This is a genomic window from Lacihabitans sp. CCS-44, assembly GCF_024343735.1.
In the GTDB taxonomy this organism is placed as follows: Bacteria; Bacteroidota; Bacteroidia; order Cytophagales; family Spirosomataceae; genus Leadbetterella.
Window position 1 is genome coordinate 37,185 of sequence record NZ_RJUE01000001.1, and the last position, 25,024, is coordinate 62,208.

Annotated in this window: 24 protein-coding genes; 15 read left to right on the plus strand and 9 right to left on the minus strand. The window is 38.1% G+C overall.

The window, feature by feature from the left end; genetic code table 11:
- Nucleotides 1–40: 40 nt before the first annotated feature.
- From EGI26_RS00165 to EGI26_RS00215, 11 genes are all read left to right on the plus strand, one after another.
- Nucleotides 41–1,768, plus strand: coding sequence for an IlvD/Edd family dehydratase (locus EGI26_RS00165; protein ID WP_255075532.1), 1,728 nt, complete (start codon nt 41–43; stop codon nt 1,766–1,768).
- A gap of 1 nt (nt 1,769) precedes the next feature.
- Nucleotides 1,770–2,747, plus strand: a complete 978-nt coding sequence (locus tag EGI26_RS00170; RefSeq protein WP_255075533.1) for a GSCFA domain-containing protein — start codon at nt 1,770–1,772, stop codon at nt 2,745–2,747.
- A gap of 63 nt (nt 2,748–2,810) precedes the next feature.
- Nucleotides 2,811–3,914, plus strand: coding sequence for an Mrp/NBP35 family ATP-binding protein (locus EGI26_RS00175; RefSeq protein ID WP_255075534.1), 1,104 nt, complete (start codon nt 2,811–2,813; stop codon nt 3,912–3,914).
- A 121-nt stretch (nt 3,915–4,035) separates the two neighbouring features.
- Nucleotides 4,036–5,379 (plus strand): Gfo/Idh/MocA family protein, encoded by a 1,344-nt coding sequence (locus EGI26_RS00180; RefSeq protein WP_255075537.1) that lies wholly within the window; start codon nt 4,036–4,038, stop codon nt 5,377–5,379.
- A 98-nt stretch (nt 5,380–5,477) separates the two neighbouring features.
- A complete protein-coding gene (locus EGI26_RS00185; RefSeq protein ID WP_255075538.1) occupies nt 5,478–5,963 on the plus strand; it encodes a CAP domain-containing protein in 486 nt (161 codons plus the stop codon).
- Nucleotides 5,964–6,012: 49 nt separating this feature from the next.
- Entirely contained in the window at nt 6,013–6,264 is a 252-nt protein-coding gene (locus EGI26_RS00190) for a NifU family protein (protein ID WP_255049573.1), read from the plus strand.
- A gap of 101 nt (nt 6,265–6,365) precedes the next feature.
- The gene (locus EGI26_RS00195; protein ID WP_255075540.1) at nt 6,366–8,135 is read left to right on the plus strand and encodes a D-alanine--D-alanine ligase; all 1,770 of its coding nucleotides are present in this window, start codon (nt 6,366–6,368) and stop codon (nt 8,133–8,135) included.
- 3 nt (nt 8,136–8,138) lie between these two features.
- Nucleotides 8,139–8,762 (plus strand): viroplasmin family protein, encoded by a 624-nt coding sequence (locus EGI26_RS00200; RefSeq protein ID WP_255075541.1) that lies wholly within the window; start codon nt 8,139–8,141, stop codon nt 8,760–8,762.
- Nucleotides 8,762–9,463 (plus strand): tRNA1(Val) (adenine(37)-N6)-methyltransferase, encoded by a 702-nt coding sequence (locus EGI26_RS00205; protein WP_255075542.1) that lies wholly within the window; start codon nt 8,762–8,764, stop codon nt 9,461–9,463. Before EGI26_RS00200 ends, EGI26_RS00205 begins: the two co-directional genes overlap by 1 nt.
- Before the next feature lie 10 nt (nt 9,464–9,473).
- Nucleotides 9,474–10,430, plus strand: a complete 957-nt coding sequence (locus tag EGI26_RS00210) for a glycosyltransferase family 2 protein (protein WP_255075544.1) — start codon at nt 9,474–9,476, stop codon at nt 10,428–10,430.
- Nucleotides 10,431–10,458: 28 nt separating this feature from the next.
- Entirely contained in the window at nt 10,459–10,986 is a 528-nt protein-coding gene (locus EGI26_RS00215; RefSeq protein WP_255075546.1) for a lipocalin family protein, read from the plus strand.
- A gap of 49 nt (nt 10,987–11,035) precedes the next feature.
- On the opposite strand, the gene EGI26_RS00220 is transcribed toward EGI26_RS00215, so the two are convergent.
- Complete coding sequence (locus EGI26_RS00220; RefSeq protein ID WP_255075548.1) at nt 11,036–12,307, minus strand: replication-associated recombination protein A; 1,272 nt, start codon at nt 12,305–12,307, stop codon at nt 11,036–11,038.
- Nucleotides 12,308–12,857: 550 nt separating this feature from the next.
- Between EGI26_RS00220 and EGI26_RS00225 the strand changes: the two genes are divergently transcribed.
- The 3 genes from EGI26_RS00225 (at nt 12,858) to EGI26_RS00235 (ending at nt 15,361) form a co-directional block, all read left to right on the plus strand.
- Nucleotides 12,858–13,844 (plus strand): aldo/keto reductase, encoded by a 987-nt coding sequence (locus tag EGI26_RS00225; protein ID WP_255075549.1) that lies wholly within the window; start codon nt 12,858–12,860, stop codon nt 13,842–13,844.
- A gap of 4 nt (nt 13,845–13,848) precedes the next feature.
- Nucleotides 13,849–14,835, plus strand: a complete 987-nt coding sequence (mgrA, locus tag EGI26_RS00230; RefSeq protein WP_303626701.1) for an L-glyceraldehyde 3-phosphate reductase — start codon at nt 13,849–13,851, stop codon at nt 14,833–14,835.
- A gap of 76 nt (nt 14,836–14,911) precedes the next feature.
- Nucleotides 14,912–15,361 carry a DinB family protein gene (locus EGI26_RS00235; protein ID WP_255075551.1) on the plus strand — a complete coding sequence of 150 codons (450 nt, stop codon included), beginning with the start codon at nt 14,912–14,914 and terminating at the stop codon, nt 15,359–15,361.
- Nucleotides 15,362–15,374: 13 nt separating this feature from the next.
- Here the strand turns inward: EGI26_RS00235 and EGI26_RS00240 are convergent, their stop codons facing one another.
- From EGI26_RS00240 to EGI26_RS00275, 8 genes are all read right to left on the minus strand, one after another.
- Nucleotides 15,375–16,364, minus strand: coding sequence for a glycoside hydrolase family 43 protein (locus EGI26_RS00240; RefSeq protein WP_255075553.1), 990 nt, complete (start codon nt 16,362–16,364; stop codon nt 15,375–15,377).
- A gap of 227 nt (nt 16,365–16,591) precedes the next feature.
- Nucleotides 16,592–17,137, minus strand: coding sequence for a translation initiation factor IF-3 (infC, locus tag EGI26_RS00245; RefSeq protein ID WP_255075555.1), 546 nt, complete (start codon nt 17,135–17,137; stop codon nt 16,592–16,594).
- A gap of 81 nt (nt 17,138–17,218) precedes the next feature.
- A complete protein-coding gene (gene thrS / locus EGI26_RS00250; RefSeq protein ID WP_255075556.1) occupies nt 17,219–19,171 on the minus strand; it encodes a threonine--tRNA ligase in 1,953 nt (650 codons plus the stop codon).
- A 4-nt stretch (nt 19,172–19,175) separates the two neighbouring features.
- The gene (locus EGI26_RS00255) at nt 19,176–20,372 is read right to left on the minus strand and encodes a tetratricopeptide repeat protein (RefSeq protein ID WP_255075558.1); all 1,197 of its coding nucleotides are present in this window, start codon (nt 20,370–20,372) and stop codon (nt 19,176–19,178) included.
- Nucleotides 20,373–20,474: 102 nt separating this feature from the next.
- Complete coding sequence (locus tag EGI26_RS00260) at nt 20,475–22,010, minus strand: hypothetical protein (protein WP_255075560.1); 1,536 nt, start codon at nt 22,008–22,010, stop codon at nt 20,475–20,477.
- Nucleotides 22,007–23,524 carry a hypothetical protein gene (locus EGI26_RS00265; protein ID WP_255075561.1) on the minus strand — a complete coding sequence of 506 codons (1,518 nt, stop codon included), beginning with the start codon at nt 23,522–23,524 and terminating at the stop codon, nt 22,007–22,009. Before EGI26_RS00265 ends, EGI26_RS00260 begins: the two co-directional genes overlap by 4 nt.
- Nucleotides 23,514–23,924 carry an EVE domain-containing protein gene (locus EGI26_RS00270; protein WP_255075563.1) on the minus strand — a complete coding sequence of 137 codons (411 nt, stop codon included), beginning with the start codon at nt 23,922–23,924 and terminating at the stop codon, nt 23,514–23,516. The genes EGI26_RS00265 and EGI26_RS00270 overlap by 11 nt, the downstream gene beginning before the upstream one ends.
- A gap of 12 nt (nt 23,925–23,936) precedes the next feature.
- Nucleotides 23,937–24,389, minus strand: a complete 453-nt coding sequence (locus EGI26_RS00275) for a DUF2452 domain-containing protein (RefSeq protein ID WP_255075844.1) — start codon at nt 24,387–24,389, stop codon at nt 23,937–23,939.
- A 174-nt stretch (nt 24,390–24,563) separates the two neighbouring features.
- Between EGI26_RS00275 and EGI26_RS00280 the strand changes: the two genes are divergently transcribed.
- Nucleotides 24,564–25,022, plus strand: a complete 459-nt coding sequence (locus EGI26_RS00280) for a ubiquinol-cytochrome c reductase iron-sulfur subunit (protein WP_255075566.1) — start codon at nt 24,564–24,566, stop codon at nt 25,020–25,022.
- Nucleotides 25,023–25,024: the final 2 nt, after the last annotated feature.

Genomic DNA, 25,024 nt, shown 5'->3' on the forward strand with positions numbered 1-25,024 from the left:
GCTATTTATAATTTTACGGTCAAATTTTATTCAATCATAAATGAAAAACGACAACAAAGAAGAATTACGGAGTAGAGATTGGTTTGGAAAAACCGGTAAAGACGGATTTATTTATCGTTCATGGATTAAGAATCAAGGTTATCCTGCTCATCAGTTTAAAGGCAAACCTGTAATAGGAATTTGCAATACTTGGTCAGAAACCACACCCTGCAATGGACATTTTAGAGAGATTGCTCAGTTTGTAAAAAACGGCATCTATGAAGCAGGAGGTTTTCCGCTAGAATTTCCGGTGATGTCCTTGGGCGAAACTATCATTAGGCCTACGGCCATGCTTTATAGAAACCTTGCTGCTATGACTGTCGAAGAAAGTATTCGTGGTAATCCTTTTGATGCTGTCGTGTTGTTGACGGGTTGTGACAAAACCACTCCTTCCTTAGTAATGGGTGCTGCAAGTGTAGATTTACCTACCATCGTTGTGCCTGGTGGCCCGATGCTCAATGGCAGATTCCAAGGAAAGGCTATTGGATCAGGAACCGACGTTTGGAAATTTGCTGATGATTTTAGAACTGGAAAAATGTCAGCCGAGGACTTTGAAGAAGCAGAGGCCTGCATGAGTCGTTCTGCTGGTCATTGCTCTACCATGGGTACAGCCTCCACAATGGCCGTAATGACCGAAGCCTTGGGATTAACATTGCCTGGCATATCAGCAATCCCTGCAGTGGATTCTCGCAAAAAAATGCTTGCCCACATGAGCGGTATGCGAATTGTGGAAATGGTGAAAGAAAACCTTAAAATTTCGGATATCCTTACAAAAGGTGCTTTTGAAAACGCGATAAAAGTAAATGCGGCCGTTGGAGGATCTACAAATCTTATTTTGCACTTATTGGCCATTGCAGGTCGTATTGGTATAGATTTAAAACTGGAGGATTTCGACGATTTAGGTAGTAAGATTCCACTTTTGGTTAACCTTATGCCTTCAGGGAAATTCCTAATGGAAGATTTTTATTATGCAGGTGGACTACCTGTTGTAATTAAAGAAATGTCAGAAATTCTGAGGAAAGATACCATTAGTGCCAATGGAAAAAGCATCGTAGAAAACTCAGAAAAAGCCCGAAACTGGAACCCAGAAGTTATTTTTCCATACAATGCCCCGCTCAAAGAGGAAGCAGGCATAACCGTAGTGAGAGGGAATCTTTGCCCTGATGGATCCGTAATTAAGGTTTCAGCCGCAACAGATAAACTACTGACGCACAGAGGAAAAGCAGTGGTTTTTGAGACTATAGAAGACTACCACGAAAGAATAGATGACCCTGAGTTGGACATAGACGAAAACTCCATCATGGTATTGAAAAATGCAGGGCCGAAAGGTTATCCAGGTATGCCAGAAGTGGGCAGCATGGCTCTTCCAAAAAAACTGATAGAAAAAGGAATAACGGACTTGGTAAGAATATCAGACGCACGTATGAGTGGGACTGCCTTTGGAACAGTATTTTTACATGTTTCACCTGAATCAGCAATCGGTGGTCCATTGGCTTTTGTTCAAAATGGCGACATGATAACGGTAGATGTTCCAAACAAAAAGCTGAATCTAGATATTTCGGAAGAAGAAATGGAAACCCGAAGAAAGAATTGGAAACCGATTGATCTTGGTTATGTAAGAGGTTATGCCAAAATGTATATTGAGTCAGTAAATCAAGCACATTTGGGTGCCGATTTTGACTACTTGGTGGGCAAGTCAGGCAGCAAAGTAAATCGAGAGTCGCATTGATATGATAGAATTCCGAACCGTTATAGAAAAAATAAATCCTGAGTTTCAGATTTTGTTGAATTCCAAAATCTTGACTTTAGGCTCTTGTTTTTCAGACGTTTTGGGAAATTATCTGGCAGAAAACAAAATTGAATGTTTAGCCAACCCATTCGGAAATGTTTATAACCTAAGTTCTATCAGTAGCCTGCTAGAAGAACTCTTAGAACCTTCTGATAATAATGAGGACACCATCGTAGAAAACGATGGTGTCTTTTTTCATTATAATTATCATTCTGAAATTAGAGATTTTACTAAAGTCGGCCTTATTGAAAAAATAAAAGCTTTAAACCAAAGTACTGGGTCATTCTTAAAATCAGCTGATTATTTGATCATTACATTGGGTACAAGTTGGGTTTATGAGCAAAAACAAACACAGAAAATTGTTTCAAATTGCCACAAACAAAAGGCATCATTATTCAATAAAAAACTTTTAGGCGAACAAGAACAATTAGATATTTTTGAAAATATCTATACAAAACTCAGAATATTTAATCCTGAGCTGAAAATTATATTTACGGTGAGTCCGGTAAGGCATATCAAAGACACGCTTCAACTAAACAGCGTATCCAAATCCATTCTTAGGACTTTGTGTAATACGATAACCAACAGATATTCTGATACTTACTATTTTCCGTCCTACGAAATTGTTATGGATGATTTGAGAGATTATAGATTTTTCAAATCTGATTTAATTCATCCAAACGAACAAGCAGAAAAATATATTCTTGATATTTTCTCTGAAACTTATTTCGATGATAATCTGAAAATTTTTATTAACTATTGGAAAAAAATCAAATCCGGGTTAGAACATAGACCTTTCAACCCAAATTCTGAAAATCACCAAAAATTTCTTCAAAATCTATTAACCAAAATACAAACATTTGAAAATCAAATAGATATTTCAAAAGAAAAAGAAGCTATTCAGAATCAAATCAGCTAGTTTAGCATTTGCCCGAACTTTAAGCCTTTTGCCAATGTTTGCTAATTTAGTATAAAACTATTCATGGGAGAATTTACAGTTACAAAAGAAAAATTATTATTAGCACTAAGCACCGTTGAAGAGCCTGATCTTAAAAAAGATTTGGTGACTCTCAACATGATTTCAGATATAGAGATCGGAGTAAATCAAGTCACTTTCACCGTAATTTTGACTACGCCTGCCTGTCCGCTCAAAGAACTGATCAAACAAAGGTGTGTTGACGCTATTCACAGAGACTTGGGAGATGGTTTTGAGATAAACATCAACATGACTTCAAACGTCACGTCGATTTTAAACAAGAATTTACTTCTTCCGCAAGTAAAAAACATCATCGCTATTTCCTCAGGAAAAGGTGGTGTTGGAAAATCTACCGTGACGGTAAACCTTGCAATGGCCCTAAAAAAATCAGGTGCTAAAGTCGGAATTATTGATGCGGACATTTCTGGACCGTCGATTCCAATCATGTTTGGAGCTGAAAACATGCAGCCGATGGTTTCGGTGAAAGACGGAAAAAACTTTATTTCTCCAATTCTACAATATGGCATCAAAATGATTTCAATAGGCTTCCTCACGCCGCCAGACAGTGCCGTGGTGTGGAGAGGTCCCATGGCCAGCCAAGCCCTAAAACAATTCTTCGGTGATGTAGACTGGGGTGAATTAGATTACCTTTTGTTGGATTTACCTCCAGGAACTGGCGATATTCACTTGACTTTGGTTCAGACTGTACCTGTGACGGGAGCAGTTATCGTTACTACCCCTCAAAAAGTGGCTTTGGCCGATGCCACCAAAGGCGGTTCGATGTTTAGCCAAGCCAACATCAATGTGCCTATATTGGGAATAATTGAAAACATGGCTTATTTTACTCCCGAAGAACTTCCTGACAATAAGTACTTTATATTTGGAGAAGGAGGCGGCCAGCAATTGGCCGACAAATTCAATGTACCCGTTTTGGGGCAAATACCTTTGGTTCAAAAAATCAGAGAAGGAGGCGACTCAGGCAGACCCATTATGATGGACGAAAGTGAAGTGGTTTCGGCTGCATTTTTCTCGGCGGCAGAGAATCTCGCCCAACAAATAGCTATCAGAAATGCTAACTTGCCAAAAACAGAACCAGTGAAAATGAGATAAAACATTACAACATATTTTACAAAAAAGACTTCTTCCGAGAGGTCTTTTTTGTTTATAATTAAACACAAATTGTTCCAGATTTTTAATAACTTTCTGATTGAAAATTCAACCTGAATAATAAATGAAAAATTCTAGAAGACAATTCGTGAGAAATGTGGCTTTATCAAGCTTGGCATTTCCGAGCATTTCGACTGCCTTAGCCAATTCCAGACCAAAAAGTGTAGCACCTTCAGACAAAATGAAAATTGGCTTGATTGGTTGCAAAGGAATGGGTTTCTCAAACCTACAAAGGCATATAAAAAACAAAGGCATAGAGTGTGTTGGCTTGTGTGATGTCGACCAAAACGTCTTGGACGAACGATCGGCACAATTAGAAAAAATGCAAGGGAGCAAAGCCAAAACCTACGGCGACTACCGACAAATGCTTGACAATAAAGACATAGATTATGTAATAGTAGGCACACCAGACCATTGGCATTGTCTAAACATGATCGGAGCTCTGGATGCAGGCAAACATGTATATGTAGAAAAACCGATTGCACACAACATGGATGAGTGCAATTTGATGGTAAAAGCAGCCAAAAAATACGGAAAAATAGTTCAAGTAGGACAATGGCAAAGAAGTGGTCCTCATTATGAAGAAGCCTTTAAGATGGTGAAGTCTGGTATGTTGGGCAAAATTCGATTGGTAAAAGTTTGGGCTTACCAGGGCTGGATGAAACCTGTAAATGTATTGCCAGACACAGCAGTTCCTAAAGGCGTAAATTACGATATGTGGCAAGGCCCTGCCCAAAGACACCCATTTAACGAAAACCGCTTCCATTTTAACTTTAGATGGTTTTGGGATTATGCGGGAGGATTAATGACTGACTGGGGTGTACATGAAATCGATATAGCCTTACACGCCATGGAAGCTAAATCGCCCATATCGGTGATGGCATCTGGTGGTAAATTTGCGTATCCGGATGATGCCTCTGAAACACCAGATACTTTACAGACAGTCTTTCAATACGATGGCTTCAATATGCTTTGGGAACACGCCACGGGCATTGATGGCGGCAATTACGGAAAAACTGAGGGCATTGCATTCATAGGCAACAACGGCACGCTGGTGGTTCATCGTGGTGGATTTGAGCTGATTCCAGAAACTTATACAGAAAATAAAGTTAAAAAAACCAAGGTTGAGCCAATACCTATTTTTACTAAGAAAGCAGAAGATGATTATTTGTACAATCATGCTGAAAACTTCATCAATGCTATCAGAAACAACGACCCAAAATCGCTCAAATGCGGAATTGAAACGGGTAGTATTGCGGCCATTAATGCGATAATGGGTAATATTTCTTACAAATTGGGCAGAAAAGTATTTTGGGATGAGGCAAACGGAAACTTCAAAAATGACAAGGAAGCTAATGCGTTAATGGTCTCGCATTACAAAAATGGCTATACTTTACCCAAAGTTTAAAAATATTATTTGAATTTTTTAAAGGTATTTTCGTTTTAAAGTAGTTCAAGAGTTTTGGAACAAATTTTGCACCTAGCTTCCTAATTGATTGAATTCTAATGCGTAAATACCTCTATTTTTTCTTTACAATTGTCTTTTTCTCGTGTGAAAAAACGGATACTTTCACGGAAGAAAAATCTATATCAACAAATGAAGACTTCCTAAAACTGGTGAACAAGGCCAGATCAGAAGGTCGAAAATGCGGAACACAATATTTTGCCGCAACCAGTCCAGTAACTTGGAACAGCGACCTTGAGAAAGCCGCCTACCTTCATAGTAAAGATATGTTTGAAAACAAATACTTTTCTCATGTCTCAAAAAATGGAGTAGAACCCTCGGCTAGAATATTAGCTCAAAATTATTTCTTCAAATCATTTGCAGAGAATATTTATGCAGCATCTGGATTTTCTCCAACGCCTGAAGAGATAATAATACAGTGGGTTAATAGCCCAACACATTGTGCAAACATCATGACACCAGACTTCAAAGACATGGGAATCGGTGGATACCAAAACCACTGGACACAATTATTTGGCTCAAAATGAACAAATATATGTCATTTTTTGTAATATTGTAAGAACTTTCACCCACCAGATGGACGAATTAATAGAAAAAGTAGAACAAGCATTAAACAATATTAGGCCTTATCTTATCGCTGATGGTGGTAATGTAGAGGTAGTTGAAATCACTCCCGATTTCACTGTAAAGTTGGAGTTTACTGGCTCATGTGGTTCGTGTCCAATGTCTTCTATGACTTTTAAAGCAGGCTTAGAAGAAGCTATTCTGAAAAACGTACCGGAAATCAAAAAAGTAGAAGCAATCAATATGGTTGCCTTCAATGCTTGATATTTAAAAAAATATCCATTCCTTCCCTCTAAATTGCCCAATTGGCAAATTCTTTTTATAACTTGCAAAATTATTTTGTAGCTGCATGTCCCTAAATCACTATGGATAAGAAAATAAAAGTTGGAATATTCTTTGGAGGCCAATCTCGCGAAAGAGAAATATCTTTTTTAGGTGGAAGAACTGCCTATGAACACATCGATAGGCGGTATTTTGAGCCAGTTGTCATTTTTGTGGACAGCATTGGAAATTTCATTAAAATAGACCCTCAATTACTTTACGAAGAGGACATTAGAAGCTTTTATCCTTCGAAAAATCAAAACAATGGTTATAAAGTTTATATAGAATCTTTGGGACCTTTGAGAGATACTCAGCTTTACAAATTGATTTACAAAATTGGTTCTCAAATAAAAGTCGAAGAACTAAAAAACCACATAGATTTTGCGTTTGTAGTTATGCATGGTCCTTATTCTGAGGATGGTAACATCCAAGGAATGATGGAATGGTTGAACATACCCTACATGGGCCCCGGCATTTTGGGCTCTGGCGTGGGCATAGACAAACCCGTTCAAAACCGACTTATGGAGTTGGCCACTGGTCAAACAAAAAAATACAAGACTATATCGAAAGACACTTGGGAATCTTCTGACAAATCAAAACTTTTCACGAGCCTTATAGCTGAATTAGGCTTCCCTTTAGTGGTAAAAGCTCCTCACCAAGGTTCTTCTATTGGCGTAGCCATTGTAAAAAAGCGTAGTTTGGAAGAATTTTCAAAAAGCATGAGTCAGTGCTTTTTTGAAACCCAAATTCTGAAAAAGGATTGGATAAAACTAAGCACTCGCCAGAAGAAAAATCTTATGGAAAAAACTTCGAATTTAGACGAAGGGATAGGTTTTCCAGTAGTACTAGACAGCGAAGTCATTTATCACCCATCAGACCTACTTAAACGATTAGACATTTATCTAAATTTCCATGATAATGCCATCATAAGTTCTACGAATGCCGAAGATTATGTTTTGATAGAGGAATTCATCTCTGGCCAGGAATTTTCTGTGGGCGTTATTCAGGACGATTCTGGAAAAGCATTTGCACTTCCTCCTGCCGAAGTTTATGGTGATGTGCAAACATTCGATTTTAAATCGAAATACAAATCGAATGTGAGTAAAAAGAGAATACCAGTGGAAACCAAATATGAAAATTTGGAAAAAATCCATGAAAACATCCTCAAGGCATTTGAAATCACCAACATGAGCGTAATTAGCCGAATTGATGGTTTTCTTACTGCCGATGATGTGGTAATTCTCCACGACCCCAATACAATTCCAGGTATGTCTCCAGCTTCGTTTATTTTTAAGCAAATGGCAGAAATCGGATTCGGAATTACCGACTCAATAACTTATTTGATCAGACAATCTATAAGAGAAAGAATCAGAAGCGGCAAAAACGTTTTCAATCTTAGAAACCTTCTTAAAAACATAGATGCCAAGATAGATACCGCCAAACTTAAGCCACGAAAAAAACTTGCGGTGTTGTTTGGAGAAAATGAAGATGAATACAAAATAGCAAAAGCCAAATTTGGTCAATTTGGAGGTAATGAAGAATTTGAACCCGTAGCGGTTTGTTCTGCTCTAAACGGAGGAAAATACAGAATTCCGCTTAATTTGATGTTCAAGCCAGACATCATGGAATTTGGAATGTCCATCGGAAAAGCCAAACATCCGTTTATTCAAAAAAACATAGAAAGTACTGCTGCAATACGTCAATTTTATGTGGGTGATGTAGATTTTTCAGTATCTAAAATATCTGAAGAAGCTTTTGTTAAGGACTTTGTGGCTGTTTTTGACTGCAAAACCCAAGAGCTTATTCAGTCTTGATATATGGCAAAAAAAGTCAAATTTTATGCTGTTTGGTCAGGAAGAGAAAAAGGAGTTTTTAGCTCATGGGACGATTGCAAGAAACAAGTTGATGGCTTTGATGGTGCTCAATACAAATCCTTTGAAAGTAAATCGGAAGCTGAAAATGCTCTAAAAAGAAACTATTATGCAGTTGTAAATCCAAAATCTTCGGCCACACAAACTGCTATAATGCAACCCTCACCGACCATTGCCGCTTGGGCAGTAGATGCAGCGTGGAATACCAAAACTGGCGACATGGAGTATCAAGGAGTGGACTTACAAACCAGAACCTTGGTATTTAGAAAAGGCCCTTTTTTTGACGGAACCAACAACATTGGGGAGTTTTTGGCCATTGTACATGCCCTAGCTTTGTTAAAAAAACACAATTCTGATGTGCCCATATTTTCAGATTCAAAAACGGCCATTTCTTGGGTAAAAGCAAAAAAAGCGAATACAAAATTGGAATCGACCTCCAGAAACTCCGAGTTATTTGAACTCATAGAAAGAGCTGAAGCATGGTTGAAAGACAATAACTATAAAAACAAAATACTAAAGTGGGAAACCAAATGGTGGGGTGAAAATCCTGCTGATTTTGGCAGAAAATAATGTTTCGGTTTAAACAATTCGCCATAAAACAAGAGCGTGCCGCCATGAAAGTCTGCACCGATTCTTGCTTGTTTGGCTCTTTAATTGCCACAGAAAACAAAAAAAATGCTTTAGATATTGGCTGCGGCACTGGGCTGTTGTCGCTTATGGTTGCTCAAAAAAACCAGAAGATACAAATTACAGCTTTGGAGATAGACCAAAATGCGGTTCTAGATGCTACCGAAAACATTCAAGAAAGTCCTTTTGCAAATCAAATTACCCTTCATCACCAAACTGTTCAAGATTTCGCAAAAAAATCAGATAACAAATTTGACCTAATCTTTTGTAATCCACCATTTTATCAGAACAATCTTAAGTCTGACAAAATAGATAAAAACATTGCTCACCATGCTGAGACACTAACTTTCAATGACTTAGCTAAATGTATTGATATTTTACTTGAAGAAAACGGAAGTGCTTGGATACTATTGCCGCCTTTTGAAATGCGAGAATTCATAAGTTTAGTAGAGGAAAGAAAACTGTATGTTTCTAAAAGGTATGAAATCAGACATGATGAAAATAAGCCTGTTTTTAGGGTAATTATAGAGTTAAAAAGGGCCAAAGCAGTTTTAGAGGAAATCTCTCTCATAAATATTTATGAAAACAAGCAATATAGCCCTATTTTTGCAGAGCTTTTAAGAGACTATTATCTGATATTTTAAGAACCCAAGTATGAGCAAAGTGGATATTTCTGTTGTCATTCCTTTTTTTAACGAAGACGAGTCTTTGAGCGAACTGCATGCTTGGATAAAAAAAGTAATGGATGAAAATGCTTTCTCTTATGAAGTCCTTCTGATAGACGATGGTAGCAGAGACGACAGCTGGAACATTGTAAAAAAACTCAAAGAGACCAATCCAGAAGTTAGGGGTTTTAAATTCTCTAAAAATCATGGAAAAACGGCTGCCCTTCAAGTTGGATTTAATGAGTGCGTAGGCGAGGTTGTCATAACCATGGATGCCGACCTGCAAGACAGTCCTGATGAAATACCCGGCCTCTACAAAATGATAAAAGAGGAAAAATACGACATTGTATCTGGCTGGAAACAAAAACGTTATGACCCCATCACCAAAACTTTACCAACCAAACTTTTCAATGCCACTACCCGATATATATCAGACATTTACCTACATGATTTCAATTGTGGACTGAAGGCTTATGACAGCAAAGTAGTTAAAAACATCACCATTTATGGCGAAATGCACCGCTATATTCCGGTTATAGCCAAATGGAATGGTTTTTCTAAAATAGGAGAAAAAGTGGTGCAACACCGCTCTAGAAAATACGGAACGACAAAGTTTGGTCTTGAACGCTTTTTGAACGGCTTCCTAGATTTACTTTCTATAACTTTTGTAAACAAGTTTGGAAAAAGACCCATGCACTTTTTCGGTTTGTTTGGCGTGATTTCTTTCTTCTTGGGTTCTTTTATTACGTTTTTCCTTATCGCCGAAAAAGTCATATCTATCTATAATCGACAACCATATCGCAACGTAACCGATAATCCACTTTTCTATTTGGCTTTGGTAGCAATCCTTATTGGTTCTCAGCTGTTTTTGGCGGGATTCCTTGGCGAACTATTTGTAAAACAAGGTATTACGAAAGAGGACTATTTCGTCTCTGAAAAAGTATAATCAATTATTAAACACGAACATATACACCATGAAAAAACAGATTTTTGTCCTTTTTGCAGTTCTAGGATTAGGACTTAGCTCATGCTCAAAAAAAGACGACGTAACACCATCAACTCTGGAAGGCACTTACAATTTGGAGACCATTTCTCTTAAATCTAAAGTTGTCGATCAAGTGGCAGAAGACGAAAACGAAAATGTATCCGCACAAAAAATGTACTATACTTTCAGTGCGGATGGCACATACAAAACCAATGCCACTTGGACTATTGGTGAGATCAACTCAAGCGGTGTCGTTTCAACTGGAAAATATACCATTAATGGAGACAAACTCAATATTACATACAAAGACAATGACTTAGGAAAAGAGTTAACCCAAACCATGCAAATTAAAACCAATTCGGATAGTCAACTGGTTTTGTTTATTGGTCTCGACGAACTAAAAGCTAGCCTTAAGGCAGCTGCAGGAGGTCTGGATGCATTCACCGCGGCGTTTCTTGAGATTTTCTTAAGCCAAATGGTTCAGTTTGAGTATACATTGACCTTCAAAAAAGCTTAATTTTCAAGCATTGATATATTCATTGAAAAGAGCTTTCGAGCTCTTTTTTTTATTCATAACCATACCAATCGCCCCACCATTGTTGCAGAGATCGTTTTATCTCATTTTCCCGAGCATTGTTGCTTGGCTCATAAAGCTTCTCCCCTTTTAATTCATCTGGAAGGAAATTCTGTTTGGCAAAATTACCTTCATAATTGTGCGAATACTGGTAGTTTTTTCCATAGCCAATCTCTTTCATGAGCTTGGTTGGTGCATTCCGTAAATCGACCGGAACAGGTAAATGTGAAGTTTTTTCTGCTAATGCTATGGCCGTATCAATTGCCACATAAGAGGCATTTGATTTAGGTGATGTTGCCAAATAAATGACTGTTTGTGAGAGAATAATTCGTCCTTCGGGGTATCCGATTTTCATAATAGCGTCCATGCAAGAGTTAGCCACCATCATGGCAGTTGGATTAGCTAAGCCAATATCTTCACTGGCTAAAATCAACATTCTTCGAGCAATAAACTTGGGATCCTCGCCTGCAATAATCATCCTCGCCATCCAGTACAATGCTGCATTGGGATCTGAGCCACGAATAGACTTTATAAAGGCCGAAATAATATCATAATGTTGCTCGCCTGATTTGTCGTATCTGGCCAAGTTTTTCTGTACTACTTCTTCTACCAAATCGTTGTTGATTACAATTTCGGGTTGGCCAACTTGTGCATTTACTACCAATTCCAAAAGATTCAAAAGCTTGCGACCGTCACCACCGGAAATTCTAAAAAGTGAATCAGAAGATTCTATTTTTATGTCTTTGTCTTTGAGCCAAGTATCTGATTTTAAAGCCCTTTCAAGCAACAATTCTAGTTCTTTTTTACCGAAAGCCTCTAAAATATAAACTTGACAACGAGAAAGTAAAGCTGAATTTACCTCAAAAGAAGGATTCTCTGTAGTAGCCCCAATAAGTGTCACTTGGCCTTTTTCTACAGCCCCTAAAAGCGAATCTTGTTGCGATTTGTTAAATCGGTGAATCTCATCAATGAACAATATCGGTGGAAATAATCCTGATGGTTTTGACAAAACTTCCCGTAAATCTTTCACGCCTGCACTGATGGCACTCAAACTGTGAAATTGCCGTTTGGTAATCTCAGCCATCATCAATGCTAGCGTAGTTTTGCCCACACCTGGAGGTCCCCAGAGAATCATGGAAGGCACAATACCCGACTCTAAAGTACGTCTAAGCGGCTTATTTTTACCTAAAATATGCTCCTGACCAATGTATTCTTCCAGATTTCGAGGCCTAAGTCTTTCGGCCAATGGTGCAAAGGGTTCCAACTATTGTTTTTATTTATTCGTAAAATTCCAAAATAAAAGCAGAATTGCCAATGGTTATCCCATCTGATTCAAAATTTATATAATTCTTAGCATTCTGTTAATTGCTTTCATTGTCTTTTCTAAGAAGGAGTTCATTTTGAAAATTGTCAAATATTAATTAAAATAAAAAAGGTTCCATAACTGATGTTTCAGAATAAAGCAAATAGATTGTTTGTAAAAAAATAATGAACTTGCATACAACATGTAGAATTGTCAATTTATTGAATCCGAATATTAAATTCTTATTGTTCCTAATATTTTCTGTGCAGTCCGTTGTAAAATTTCGCTACTCCTATTTTTGTTAGATCGAAAAGCTTAAAGCGAAATTTTTCAGAGGATCATTGCACAGAAAGTGTTTTTTTGGGTTCTTTTTTTTCGAAAAAAAGAATGCCCGCCTGGCAAGGCACACAAAGCATGTAATTTCGTAGGTTTTAAAATCCGAAACTTTGATCGTATTACTTCTAAAACCCCCAATTTTTACTAATTTTGGAAACTCAACCAAAACAAATAAATGAATTTCAGAAGATTCGGTAAAACCAATCAAAATATCTCAGAAATAGGCCTTGGAACATGGCAAGTAGGCGGAAAATGGGGCTCACCATTCGACCACAAGTTAGCAGAAAACATCCTTAATACTGCCGCCGAAAATGGCATAAACTTCATAGATACTGCGGATGTGTATAGCGATGGCGAAAGTGAAAAAGCCATTGGCAATTTCCTAAAAAAACGCTCAGAGATTTTTTTTGTGGCTACCAAATGTGGTCGCCAAATCAATCCACATAACAACGAAGGCTATACGCCTGCGGTTTTACGAAAATATATCGAAGACAGTCTAAAAAGACTTCAACTAGAAACTTTAGATTTGGTACAGCTCCACTGCCCTCCTACTCAGGTATTTTATAGACCCGAAATCTTTGGCCTTTTCGAAGACCTTAAGGCTGAAGGAAAAGTTCAAAACTTGGGTATCAGTGTAGAAAAAGTAGAAGAGGCCTTGAAAGGTATTGAATTTGACAATGTGGTTTCGGTACAAATAATCTTCAACATGTTCCGTCAGCGGCCAAGTGAGTTGTTTTTCGAACAAGTCAAAAAGAAAGATGTAGGCGTGATCGTAAGAGTACCTTTGGCCAGCGGACTATTGACTGGAAAATACACCCAAGACACCAATTTCGAAGCAGGTGACCACCGCTTTTTCAATCGCAATGGTGAAATGTTCGACAAAGGCGAGACTTTCTCAGGCATAGACTATAACACTGGTTTAGAAGCAGTTGCAGAACTTAAAGAACTATTCGAAGGCCAATTGAATTTGGCAGAAATAGCATTGAGATGGATTTTGATGTTCGAAAATGTGAGTACAGTTATACCTGGAGCATCGAGACCTGAGCAAGTAACAGAAAACCTCAAATGCTTACAACAGCCAGCATTAAGAGACCTACAAATGAGCAAAGTAAAAGAGATTTACCTTAAATATTTCAAAAAAACAATACACCAGTGGTGGTAAGATAATGTACATAGCAGACGAAAAAAGATACGAACAAATAAGCTACAGACGTTGTGGCAAAAGCGGCATCAAATTGCCAGAGATTTCATTGGGCCTTTGGCACAACTTCGGAGGAGTAGATACCTTCGAAAACTACCGAGCAATTCTCCGAACGGCCTTCGACAAAGGCGTTACGCACTTTGACCTCGCCAACAACTACGGCCCACCTCCAGGCTCCGCTGAAGAGAATTTTGGCATTTTAATGAAAAAAGACTTTGCCGCTTACCGCGACGAACTCATCATATCTTCCAAAGCTGGCTACTTGATGTGGCCTGGCCCTTATGGCGAGTGGGGCTCAAGAAAGTACATCATAGCCAGCTGCGATCAAAGCCTTAAACGCATGGGATTGGATTATGTTGACATATTTTACTCACACCGCCCAGACCCCGACACCCCGATGGAAGAAACCATGGGTGCCTTGGACACGCTCGTGAGACAAGGCAAGACACTGTATGTGGGCTTATCCAACTACGACGCCGACCAAACCAAAGAAGCCTTGGCGATACTAAAGCAACTCGGGACACCATGCCTTATACACCAACCGAAATACTCCATGCTCGTTCGTGATCCAGAAAACGGACTATTGGATGTTTTGGGTGAAAATGGCGTGGGTTGCATCCCTTTCTCGCCATTGGCACAAGGTATATTGACCAACAAATACCTCCACGGCATTCCTGAGGACTCAAGAGCAGGAAAATCAACTGGTTTTTTGCAAAAGGACCAAGTTACCACCGAGACCATCGGCAAAGTAAAAGCCCTTCACGAAATAGCCGAAAAACGAGGCCAAAGCCTTGCCCAAATGGCCATAGTATGGCTACTAAAGGACCAACGAGTAACCACAGTATTGATTGGTGCCAGCCGAGTAGAACAACTCCTTGATTCGCTTAAAGCCGTTGATAATAAACACTTTGATGCGGCTGAATTGGAAGTGATTGAGGGGATTTTGGGGTGATTATTAAGATTCGAATGAAATTCAGAGTCCCCTAAAGGGAGACTCTGAATTAACAATAAATTTTATCAATAAACCCATGAACATCATAACCACCCTAACCAACACCAAAAACGAAACTGAAAAGTATTTTGACTTGTCTGAGGAAGATTTGGCAAAAACTTATGGAGAAGGCAAATGGACTGTCAAGCAAATACTAGTGCATTTAGCAGATGCCGATAGCGTGTTATTGGATAGAATAAAAAGGGTAATTTCTGAGCCCAAACAAGTTATTTGGGCTTTTGAGCAAGACCTTTGGAATGAGAACTTAGACTACAAAAACTTCCCATTGGCCATTAGTAAAGCCGTCTATTTGGCCAATAGGGAAATGGTTATTTTTCTTGCTGAGAAGTATTACGATACCTTGGGCGGCAAAGAGTTTATTCATAGCCAAACTGGCCTCAGAACCCTCAAAGATGAGTTTGATAAAGTCAGCTGGCATAATCAAGGGCATTTGGATCAGATAAGAATCGCCCTTGCGAGTGAATAATTGGCAGATAACTCTACTTCAACTTACGTTTTACGCCCCCGAAAGTCATTTTAACATTTTCGATTTTTCCGTCTTTGTCAAAAAACATTCGATCAATACACACCACACGGTGGTCACGGTCTAGATTAGGAATAGGGCGACGGTGATACACCATGTACCATTCGTCGGTGTTTGGAATATTTATTACGGAATGGTGCCCAGCACCTGTAGCGATACTTTCATCGGCTTCGAGAACCGTAGAAACTCGTTCAAAAGGACCAAAGACCGAATCCGAAACGCCATAAGCTACTTTGTATGTGCCGTTTGTCCAACCACCCTCCGACCACATGAGGTAATATTTCCCATTTCGGATAAACATCGTTGGGCCTTCGACATAGTTCTTTGGAGTAATTTCTTTCACCAAACTACCATCCGGAAAAGGCACCAAGGCAGTGAAATCATCGTTTAATTTACCAATATTGCAACGTCCCCAACCGCCATAAAAAATATAAAACTGCTTGTCTTTGTCTTGAAACACGAATTGGTCAATCGGCTGGGCATTGTTATAAAACTGATTGATAAGTGGCTTGCCCAAATGATCTTTGTATGGCCCTTCTGGTTTGTCCGCCACGGCTATTCCAATACCTCCATTGTGGTCATCCTCTTTCCCATTTCGGGCTTTACTTTGTATGTCATTTGCCGAAAAAAACAGGTAATACTTTTTGTCTTTTTTGACAATAGACGGTGCCCATATAGCCATATAAGCCCATTTGATGACTGTCGTATCAATAATATGCTCATGTTTTTTCCAAGTAACCATATCCTTTGATGAAAAAGCATCTAAGAAAACTTGTTGGCGATATTTGGCCGAAAAAGTAGGAAAAACCCAATATTGCTTATCCAAAATAACTCCTTCTGGGTCAGCATACCAACCATCAATTATTGGATTTTTAGATTGTGCAGATGTAAATTGAATTCCGAAGGAACATATAAAAATTATACTGAAAAGGATACTTTTGTTCATTGTTTAAAAGTTTTGTTGCTTTATGCAAATTTACATTAGAAGTCCGTTTCTAATTTTCAGATGGTAGATAATTATTTTTGAATAGACAGTAGTAAAGCGATTTTTCAAATCGCTTTATGCATTACTTTTTTGTGCAATTTGAAAAATCGAACCACAAAAAAAGTTTAAAATAAGCCTTGATAAATGCAAAATGCATAAAAAACCGACCCAAATGAGCCGGTTTCATATTATTTTTTAGATTTTGGTGCGATTATCACGTTCAATCTTTTTCCTTCTAATTTCGGTGGTGCTTCTGGCTTGCCAAGTTCTTCAAGGGCTTTTACAAATTTCTCCAAGAGTTTAAATCCTTGTTCTTTAAAAACTATCTGACGGCCAATGAACTGTACATAAGCCTTAACTTTTGAGTTTTCTTTCAAGAAGTTTTCGGCATGCTTTAGCTTAAACTCGTAATCGTGATCATCGGTTTGAGGACCAAACCTAATTTCCTTGATAACCGTTTTTACTTGCTTAGCTTTTAGTTCTTTTTGCTTTTTCTTTTGTTCGTATTTAAACTTAGAGTAATCCACGATTCTACAAACTGGCGGTACAGAGTTTGGAACAATCTCTACCAAATCCAAATTTTGCTCTCTGGCTATTTCAACAGCCTTAGCGAACGGGTACACTCCTACCTCTATATTTTCTCCTACTAATCTTACCTCTACAACACCTCTAATTTTCTCGTTAATCCTGTGTTCGTCTTCTTTTCTAACCGGTGGACGATACGGTTTTTTCATGTTTTTTGCCATAAAAGAATTTAAATGTGAGATTTTAAGCTACTTACAACTTAAAATTTCATCAAATTTATTATTTACTTTTCAATTTTTACCAAAACTCGGTATATTTTTATTTATTTCTGCTTTAGCAAATGCCACAAACTCATCAATCGTGAAACTTCCCAAGTCACCTTCACCCTTTTTCCTTAGTGATATTTTACCTTCAGCGGCTTCTTTTTCTCCAATAATAAGCATCAAAGGCACTTTAGCCACTTCCGCATCACGGATTTTTCTACCAATTTTCTCTGAGCGATGATCTACATATCCTCTGATATCATGCTCTTGCAAACTCAAAAACACATCGTTGGCGTAGTCTTCATATTTCTCCGAAATAGGTAAAACAGCAATCTGTTCTGGTGAGAGCCAGAATGGGAAATTACCAGCTGTATTTTCTATCAAAATGGCGATAAATCTTTCCATAGAACCAAACGGTGCACGATGAATCATGACCGGCCTATGTTTCTGATTGTCAGCCCCAGTGTATTCCAGTTCGAATCTGTTTGGCAACTGGTAATCTACCTGAATAGTACCCAACTGCCACTTGCGACCCAAGGCATCTTTCACCATAAAGTCTAGCTTAGGGCCGTAGAAAGCAGCTTCGCCATATTCTACTACAGTTTTAAGTCCTTTTTCGTCAGCCGCTTTTATAATCGCAGATTCCGCTTTGTCCCAATCTTCGTCAGAACCGATATATTTCGAACTTTTTTCTTTGCTTCTCAACGAAACCTGAGCACTGTAATCGTCGAATCCGAGTGATTTGAATACATATAACACCAAATCAATTACTTTCATAAACTCAGCCTCCACTTGGTCGTTGGCACAGAAAATATGGGCGTCATCTTGCGTAAATCCTCGCACACGAGTTAGTCCATGCAGCTCTCCACTTTGCTCGTAACGATACACCGTACCGAATTCAGCCAAACGCAAAGGCAAATCTCTGTAGCTGCGTGGCTTAGATTTGTAAATTTCGCAGTGGTGAGGGCAGTTCATTGGTTTTAGCATAAACTCCTCCCCTTCCTCTGGAGTTTTGATTGGCTGGAACGAATCCTCGCCGTATTTTTCCCAGTGACCAGAGGTGACATAAAGTGCCTTGCTACCGATATGCGGCGTAACCACTGGCAAATATCCAGACCTCAGCTGAGCTTTTTTCAAGAAATTCTCCAAACGCTCTCTGAGCATGGCACCTTTTGGCAACCAAAGCGGAAGACCTTTTCCTACTTTCTCTGAAAACGTAAAAAACTCTAATTCAGCACCTAATTTTCTATGGTCACGGCGTTTGGCTTCTTCCAAAAGTGTCAGGTATTCTTCTAGTTCTTTTGCTTTTGGAAACGTTACCCCATAAATACGGGTGAGCATTTTGTTGTTTTGGTCGCCTTTGAAATATGCTGCAGCAGCATTCATTATTTTGGCGGCTTTTATGAATCCAGTGTTTGGAATATGCGGTCCGCGACACAAATCAGTAAAATTACCTTGTTGATACAAAGTAATATTTCCATCCTCCAAGCCTGAAAGTAAATCCAGTTTATATTCATCACCTTTATCGCCAAAATATTTTAATGCATCTGCTTTGGTTATAGGAATTCTCTTAAATTCGTTTTTCTGACGGGCGAGTTCCAACATTTTATCCTCGATCATTTTGAAATCGTCTGAAGAAATGCTCTTTTCACCTGTATCTATGTCGTAATAAAATCCATTTTCTACTGGTGGGCCTACCCAAAACTTCACACCAGGGTAAAGAGATTCTAAAGCTTCCGCCATCAGGTGGGCCGAAGAGTGCCAAAATGTAGATTTTCCTTCTGTATCATTCCAAGTGAGCAACTGCAAGTCGACGCTTTTCTCCAAAGGCGTGTTTAAGTCAACTACTTGACCGTCAACTTTAGCGGCCAATACATTCCGAGCCAATCCTTCGCTTATAGATAAGGCCACGTCCATAGGAGAGGCTCCATTCTGATATTCTCTTTTACTGCCATCAGGCAGTGTAACGCTGATCATCATATTTTTAATTTCTAGTGGTATCTTTACCTATTGTAATTTGACTCCTTTTTTGTATTTTTTCTATGTTTCCGATATCAAATATTCTTCTCTGTGGTTCAGGTTCCTTAGTTTCTTCAACTTTCTTTTTCTTGTTGTTAGAATAAAACTGTTGGGTATTTTCGAGATAATCATTGGCATTTTGCTCCAAAATGTTATTAACAGATTCTAATCTCAAAGCTAGGGCTTTGTTTTCAGGCATTTTTTCTACTGCACCTTCCAAATATGTCTTGGCGTTGGTATAGTGTCCCTGAAGTTCATAACACGAAGCAGCTTTGAGATATGCTTGTTCTGTATCAGGTACGGCTTTACTCCATTTATCATAAATCAAAAATGCTGCCGCATAGTTTTTTTTGCGTAAATAAATATTCCCCACTTTTTCTAAAACGTCATATCGAGAAGGCTCCAACCTCAGAAATGCCTGATAAACCTTAGTGGCACTATCTAATGAACCCACGTTTTCTAGAATTTGTGCTTTGTTATAAACCAATTCTTTGTTTGTAGGAAACCGCTTTAATGCTTTTTCGTTGTAGGTCAACGCGGAGTCTACTAAGTGAGCCGAATTAAAGATTTTTATAAGGTAATCATATGGTTCAAAGCCGTGGGGGCGAAGTACCAAGGCTCTCTTAAAATTGTTTACGGCGGTTGTGGTGTCATTTTGCATAGCGTAGTATTTACCCTTAACCAAAAACAACTCGGAGTTGTACGGATAAAGAGATTCTGCTTTTTGCATATATTTTTGAGCCATTCTAAAGTTCTTTTCCTTGAGGTATAAATCGGCTAGGAGAACATAAAGCGAAGGCGAACTAAACTGCTGACTTTCGGCATCTAAGGCGTTTTTCAAAGCTCCTTTTTCGTTCAGAAGGTTTTGAATTTTGGCTTTCTGAAACAAAAACAAACCAGAGTTTGGGTTTAGCCGCTCCGCTCTTGTGATATCCACCAAAGCATCTTTGTAATTGCCCAATTCGTGTTGAAGAACAGCTCTTTTGTAATAATTATCAGGATCACTCGGGTTGTTTTTTATAGCGTCAGAAAGAATACTTAAAGCCGCCAAATGTTGATTTTCCTCATTCTGCTTTTTACCTACAGGTATGTCATAACCATCTCTTGATTGGTCAGCACAAGCAAAAAGTGTGAGAAAACATAAAAACAAAACGTACCTCATAAAGGGAGCACTAAAAATTGAACCGCAAAAATCCGAATTTTTTAACAAAATGTGAAGTAAAAGCGTGCAAACTTTCAATAAAACTGCGATAATGACTGAGAATCAATTTTGATTCACGGAACCCGAAGCTATTTTGGTAAGATAAATGGTTTTTCTAACTTGAGTAAACGTTGCACTTTGGTTCTTTTTTCGTTTTTTACCACCACTTTCTGCTTTTGCAGCCACCTTTAAGACCTCTAACTTGTTTTTTGAACCATTTGCTATGAAATAATTATCATGCCAAAATTTAACCTCTTGAAACGCAGGTAAAAATGACTGATTGGAGGCAGTTAGCTCTTCTTCTGACAATTTATATAAAATGGGTTTTGTACCTATATTAAAATTTTTTGTTGCCAAATTCCCTCTCACACAATAAGCTACCGAACCGGCATTGTTAAAACTCAATGGCTGCCTGATTTGGGGACTCATTTGTTTGATATCTATACGATTAGAAACTACAGAACCGTCGTGGAACTGCACATTGGCGATAAAACCTATCGAATAGTTATAACCTGAAAAAACTGTTTGGCTTCTCGTATTTGACCTTCCAAAACCTGAGTTTCTATTTGACGAAAAATTATCATAAGGATTATATACTTGTTGTGAAACCGTTTTATACTCTGGCTTATAAAAAGCTCCGCCCATAGTCAAACTTTGATTGCTAAAAATAGGTTCATGCATTAGAAACGTGTATTCCTTTAGTATTTTTTGCAGTTCAACTTCAGGTATTTCGGACTGAACTTGGAGTAAATCACTAAAAGGCTTGAAGGCAATATTGGACGCATTTTTCTTGTAATCAGGCAAGTAGAACACGCCTCTTTGGCTGTCCTTGGATTGGTAAGTACCGACAATAACCCTTGAATCATCAGGCATCAGAACACTTTTGGCAGTCATCGGAAAATTTCCAAATTTCTGGGATATCTTATTGGTTTCCAAAACATTGGCTGCAGTATCAAATACAGAAACATTCAAAAAAGCATCCTTTATATATTCTCCTCTCTTCTTTTTGGCATTGGTATAGGCTATTTCCTTTACAGACCAAATACTATGAATTTTCTTTGATTTTTCATCATAATTCATCTCTTGCAAAACCACCTTGCCTTTGATATTGAGTAGAGTCATTTTACCCACTTCTGTCTCAAAGTCATATGTGTAGAAAGCCGCACTTTCTTTGGTAGCCCCTGCAAGAATGACCTTATTTTTCAAAAAAACGTAGCTTTGATCTTCAAAAAAATCTCTTAGTTCGAAACCCCTGTTTTTAAAAATGCCTGTTGCCAAATCAAAAATTAAAACCTGGTAGTACATTCCGCTGGTTTCTCTGAAAAGAAAAGTGATTTGTTCTTGGTTAAAAGTGTAGGCCGTAGGAGCTCGCTCCACATCCAAAAAAATATCTGATTCCCATTTTTTTTGCAAATCTCCATCATACATCACTGCCTTGGCTTTAGCTTGATCAGTTTTGACAAAAAGTAAAAGCCCATTTTTGCCAATTGTAATAATATTCTGCCACGAAGGCCTTCCAACTACCTCCAGTTCAACGTTTTGAATAATCTGAGCAGTTAGATTCGTTGAAAATAAAAGAAGTAGCAATACAAATCTCACTGAGCTATTTTTTGGATAAAACAAGTTTGCTTAAAATTCGAGTCATTGTTTTTGATAATTCCCCAATTGAAGAAATAGTTATCATACCAATGTTCGAAGTTTTCAAATTCTGACTTTCTACTTTTTTGAAAAATCTCCGGACTATTTTTTTCAAAAGACTCGTTTTGAAGCATTTCGCCACTATTTGTAAACTCCTTAATGTTGAGTTTTTCGGCATTTGTGTAAGATAGAAACGTATTTGTCCCTGCCTGACTTACTTTTATGTGTGGTCGGAGGTTATAATATTTAAGGTTTTTGTACTGAACAGAGTTGTCCCATTTCAGGTCTCCATTGCTGTCTATGGCTATCACCACACCTTCAATATATTTAAAACCATCAAAAATAGAAGAATTTCGGTTGCGGTATCCCCACATAGAGGGGCTGTTCATCCAATAATAATTGTTGATATATTGACGACCCCAAACAGAAGTTGGGTAAAAAAACGGGCTACTGTACAAAGGAGAGTTCAAAGAATTATTCCTGAATTCTGGCACAAAAACCTCCGAAGAAATTAACAAATCTTCACCCGATGGAATGAGTTCGTTGATGTGCAAACGGTAGTTAAAATTATACTCGGAGCCTTTGTCCTTTTTTCTTTTTACTTGTTTTTCGAGCTTCTCTTTTTGGCGTTCGTTCAGAAAACCAAAGAAGTTATTGAACTTATCGAAACTATAATATTTTATATCTTTTAATTGCTCTAAATCAGCCACATAAATACCTTGCGAACTTTGTGAACCATCGCTATTGGCTTTTCCTATTCCGTAGTTTCCGACCAATAATCTTTTGTTTTTTGAATCAAAAAATTTAGCAGAGAGAAAAGTATAAGGCTCGGCGGCCATAATCGGCGTTGATTTTTTTATTTTTCCGGAGAAAAAATATTCTCTGAAAAATATCTGAGTGCTTTTTTTCTGTTTGTTCAGGAATGCTATCATCAAACCATCGTTACTTAAATCTACAGACTGAATCAAAGTCTCACCTTTCAAATTGCTAGAATAATACTTTGGAGCATTGGTGTCGTTCTCTATAAAAATCAGAAATGGCTCATTTTTCACAGAACCGCCCAAACAAACTCCATCATCCGAAGCCACAAAGTGACTCATAGCAAAACCATTGACTGTCTTTATAGTTGACTTTTGCACCGCAGCAAAGGAAGTAGAAATTTTGAGAAGCTGATAATTCATAGCGTTTTTCTGTTCTAAAAGAAGATAGAGGAATTTGCCATCATAAAACTCGTCTAAAAAATTTACTCTATTAGATATGTCTGTTTCTACCTCCCAAGCCACATTGAGGTCTTTGTCAATTTTCTTTATTTTCAAAAGCCCAGCATTGGATTTGTCAAGTAAAATGAGACCGTTTTGTTTCAAATTTACTATCCTGACTTGGTTATTGGCTCCCTGAATGCCAATCTGAACCATATTTTGGGCACGAACTCCCAGAAAACTTAATACGAAGAATACAAAAAGTTTAAATTTCATTTGCTAGTTCAATGATTCTGTCGAATTCTTCAACCTTTACTGGCACTACAGAAAGCCTTGAGAGCTTTACCATTGCCATATTTTGAAGAATCGGGTCTGTTTTTATGGTCTTTAAAGAGACTGGTTTTGGTAGTTTTTCAACTGGTTCCAAATCTACCACCACCCACCTTGGGTCGTCGGCAGTTGGGTCAGGATAATGTTCTTTGGCAACTTTGGCTATTCCTACCACCTCCAAACCTTCGTTTGAATGATAAAAAAGTACCAAGTCGCCCTCTTTCATCGCCACAAGATTTAGCCTTGCCGCATAATTCCTGACTCCGTCCCACATATCTCCGCCTTTACTAACGAAAAAGTCCCAAGAAAATTTAAACGGCTCCGATTTTACTAACCAATAATTCATAAATACCCACTATTATAATTCTACATCAATTTCGTCTTCATTCATAAACTCTACCTTCCAGGTGTGGTCGGCCAGCAAATACACTTTGGCTAAAAACCTCGTAAAAGGAAATTTCCTACCCCACTCATTCTGCCCAACCATAGAGAGCACATCACCACCATCTGGCCGCTCATACAGATAATAGGTATGGTTAATGATGGGTTCAAAACTCATTTGGGCGTCATAAATTCGCTCAGAAATCTCAATTCTATTATTGATTTCTTGGGCTTGCTTGCCCAAAAGCTCTATTTGGCGGTAAATTTTATGCAAAGAATCTTGTGTCTGTTGACGCATTGCCATTTGGGCTTTTCCCTTAACTTTGCCCATGTCTTCTGGCCTGATAACTGCAGAACCAGCAGTATGTGCATACCCAATTAAACCAGGATTCCTCGAAACATTTTTTTTATCTAAAGCGTCGCTCACAATTATTTTTTTATTGGATAAACCGTATTGAAATAGAAATGTTTTCTCATCGTAAAAATAAGGAATCTTTGTTGAACGTTAAAACCAAAGATACCAAAAGAATATTTCAACCATAAAAGGTCGATTTACGTATCCTATATTTTATCTTTACAAAATCTAAAAATTATCAAAAAAACAATGACTAACAACTCAACTATCGACAGAAAAGACTTTCTAAAGCAAGTGGGAATGGGATTTGGTGCTATTATGCTCATGAACTGCCTCCAGAGTTGCTCAGAAACCGAAATACCTGATCCAGACCCAATTGTAAACACTGATAAACTAGATTTTTCAATTGATATTACAGCAGCTGGTAATACGGCTTTACAAACCAAGGGTGGTTTTTTAGTGGTTGGAACTAAAAAAGTAATCATTGCTAGAACCTTGTCGGATACTTGGATAGCTGTTTCATCGGCCTGTACACACGAAGGGACAACAATTAACTACAGAGCCAGCTCGAACGACTTTTTATGTCCAAACCATCTATCGACTTTTAGTGAAACGGGTGCTGTTACAAAGTCTCCAGCTACATCTGCTCTAAAAAAATACAATGCAACTTTTTCTGTCAACACCAACACCGTGCGTGTGTTTGAATAAAA

Excerpts from the sequence above, each read along its gene's own strand:
- EGI26_RS00165 (WP_255075532.1), top strand. The coding sequence starts at position 41 with ATGAAAAACGACAACAAAGAAGAATTACGGAGTAGAGATTGGTTTGGA.
- EGI26_RS00170 (WP_255075533.1), top strand. The coding sequence starts at position 1,770 with ATGATAGAATTCCGAACCGTTATAGAAAAAATAAATCCTGAGTTTCAG.
- EGI26_RS00175 (WP_255075534.1), top strand. The coding sequence starts at position 2,811 with ATGGGAGAATTTACAGTTACAAAAGAAAAATTATTATTAGCACTAAGC.
- EGI26_RS00180 (WP_255075537.1), top strand. The coding sequence starts at position 4,036 with ATGAAAAATTCTAGAAGACAATTCGTGAGAAATGTGGCTTTATCAAGC.
- EGI26_RS00185 (WP_255075538.1), top strand. The coding sequence starts at position 5,478 with ATGCGTAAATACCTCTATTTTTTCTTTACAATTGTCTTTTTCTCGTGT.
- EGI26_RS00190 (WP_255049573.1), top strand. The coding sequence starts at position 6,013 with ATGGACGAATTAATAGAAAAAGTAGAACAAGCATTAAACAATATTAGG.
- EGI26_RS00195 (WP_255075540.1), top strand. The coding sequence starts at position 6,366 with ATGGATAAGAAAATAAAAGTTGGAATATTCTTTGGAGGCCAATCTCGC.
- EGI26_RS00200 (WP_255075541.1), top strand. The coding sequence starts at position 8,139 with ATGGCAAAAAAAGTCAAATTTTATGCTGTTTGGTCAGGAAGAGAAAAA.
- EGI26_RS00205 (WP_255075542.1), top strand. The coding sequence starts at position 8,762 with ATGTTTCGGTTTAAACAATTCGCCATAAAACAAGAGCGTGCCGCCATG.
- EGI26_RS00210 (WP_255075544.1), top strand. The coding sequence starts at position 9,474 with ATGAGCAAAGTGGATATTTCTGTTGTCATTCCTTTTTTTAACGAAGAC.
- EGI26_RS00215 (WP_255075546.1), top strand. The coding sequence starts at position 10,459 with ATGAAAAAACAGATTTTTGTCCTTTTTGCAGTTCTAGGATTAGGACTT.
- EGI26_RS00225 (WP_255075549.1), top strand. The coding sequence starts at position 12,858 with ATGAATTTCAGAAGATTCGGTAAAACCAATCAAAATATCTCAGAAATA.
- mgrA (WP_303626701.1), top strand. The coding sequence starts at position 13,849 with ATGTACATAGCAGACGAAAAAAGATACGAACAAATAAGCTACAGACGT.
- EGI26_RS00235 (WP_255075551.1), top strand. The coding sequence starts at position 14,912 with ATGAACATCATAACCACCCTAACCAACACCAAAAACGAAACTGAAAAG.
- EGI26_RS00240 (WP_255075553.1), bottom strand. The coding sequence starts at position 16,364 with ATGAACAAAAGTATCCTTTTCAGTATAATTTTTATATGTTCCTTCGGA.
- infC (WP_255075555.1), bottom strand. The coding sequence starts at position 17,137 with ATGAAAAAACCGTATCGTCCACCGGTTAGAAAAGAAGACGAACACAGG.
- thrS (WP_255075556.1), bottom strand. The coding sequence starts at position 19,171 with ATGATGATCAGCGTTACACTGCCTGATGGCAGTAAAAGAGAATATCAG.
- EGI26_RS00255 (WP_255075558.1), bottom strand. The coding sequence starts at position 20,372 with ATGAGGTACGTTTTGTTTTTATGTTTTCTCACACTTTTTGCTTGTGCT.
- EGI26_RS00265 (WP_255075561.1), bottom strand. The coding sequence starts at position 23,524 with ATGAAATTTAAACTTTTTGTATTCTTCGTATTAAGTTTTCTGGGAGTT.
- EGI26_RS00270 (WP_255075563.1), bottom strand. The coding sequence starts at position 23,924 with ATGAATTATTGGTTAGTAAAATCGGAGCCGTTTAAATTTTCTTGGGAC.
- EGI26_RS00280 (WP_255075566.1), top strand. The coding sequence starts at position 24,564 with ATGACTAACAACTCAACTATCGACAGAAAAGACTTTCTAAAGCAAGTG.